Below are 1,239 nucleotides of genomic sequence, written 5' to 3'. Positions count from 1 at the left end.
TGGCCTGCTGCCGGTTTCGTGGACACCGAGATAAGGTGTTTAACGGAACTGGAGAGTGGGAATGCAAAGAAGGAAGTTCAGCCGCGAGTTCAAGCTTGAGGCGGTGAGATTGATCAAGGATCGGGGCGTTGCGGTGGCCCAGGCTGCCCGCGACCTCGATCTCCACGAGAATGTGCTGCGCAAATGGGTGCGCGAGCTGTCGACCGATCCGCATCACGCGTTTCCCGGTCATGGGCAGATGAAGCCGGAGCAGCAGGAGATCGACCGGCTGCGCAAGGAAGTGGCGAAGCTGAAGGCGGAGCGCGACATCCTAAAAAAGGCCGCAGCCTACTTCGCGAGGGAAGTGACATGAGGTTCGCTTTCATCGCGAGGCACCGGAGCATCTGGCCGGTGGCATGGCTGTGCAGTGCGCTGGACGTGTCCCGCTCAGGCTTCCATGCCTGGCTCAACCGCAGCCCCAGCGCTCGCTCCCTGCACGACGAGATCCTCGTTTCCAGGATCGACCGCAGCTTCAAGAGCAGCGACCGCACTTACGGGTCTCGCCGCGTGTGGCATGACGTGCTGGCCGAGGGGCTTTCCTGCGGCCTGCATCGCATCGAGCGGCTCATGCGGGAGAACGGTTTGCGGGCCCGGCCTCGGCGTCGCGGACTGCCGAAGGATACGGGCGAGCGAGCGGCAGTGTCGGACAACCTCCTCGACCGCACCTTCGAGGCATCGGCACCGAACCAGAAATGGATCGCCGACTTCACCTACATCTGGACCGCGGAAGGTTGGCTTTACGTTGCCGCCGTGGTCGACCTCTTCTCCCGGCGTGTCGTCGGCTGGGCGATGAAGGCCGAGATGACAGCCCAACTCGTCACCGATGCGCTCATCATGGCGATCTGGCGCCGAGGCAAGCCCGACAGCCTGCTGCATCATTCCGACCAGGGATCGCAATACACGAGCGAGCAGTTCCAGCGCCTGATGGCCGACCACGGCATCACGTGTTCGATGAGCCGGTCGGGCAATGTATGGGACAATGCGGCCATGGAGAGCTTCTTCTCGTCGTTGAAAACCGAACGCACAGCCCGCAAGGTCTACAGGACAAGAGATGCCGCCAGGGCGGATGTGTTCGACTACATCGAGCGCTTCTACAACCCTCGGCGGAGGCACTCGACACTGGGCTATCTGAGCCCCGTGGAGTTCGAGGAACAAGCTATGTTAGCTTAACCTCGTGTCCGAAAAACCGGCAGCAGGCCA

The 1,239-nt window shown here is 62.1% G+C and carries 1 protein-coding gene; it reads left to right on the top strand.

The annotated features are described in order from the left end of the window. Positions 1-61: 61 nt before the first annotated feature. A protein-coding gene (locus CKW40_RS42225) for an IS3 family transposase (protein WP_095205385.1) occupies positions 62-1,209 on the top strand; the annotation gives its coding sequence in 2 pieces (ribosomal slippage) (positions 62-311 and positions 311-1,209; 1,149 coding nt in all). Positions 1,210-1,239: the final 30 nt, after the last annotated feature.

This window comes from Mesorhizobium carmichaelinearum (assembly GCF_900199455.1).
GTDB lineage: Bacteria > Pseudomonadota > Alphaproteobacteria > Rhizobiales > Rhizobiaceae > Mesorhizobium > Mesorhizobium carmichaelinearum.
The sequence above is the reverse complement of the archived record's forward strand: the minus strand, read 5'-3'. Positions and strand labels throughout refer to the sequence as shown.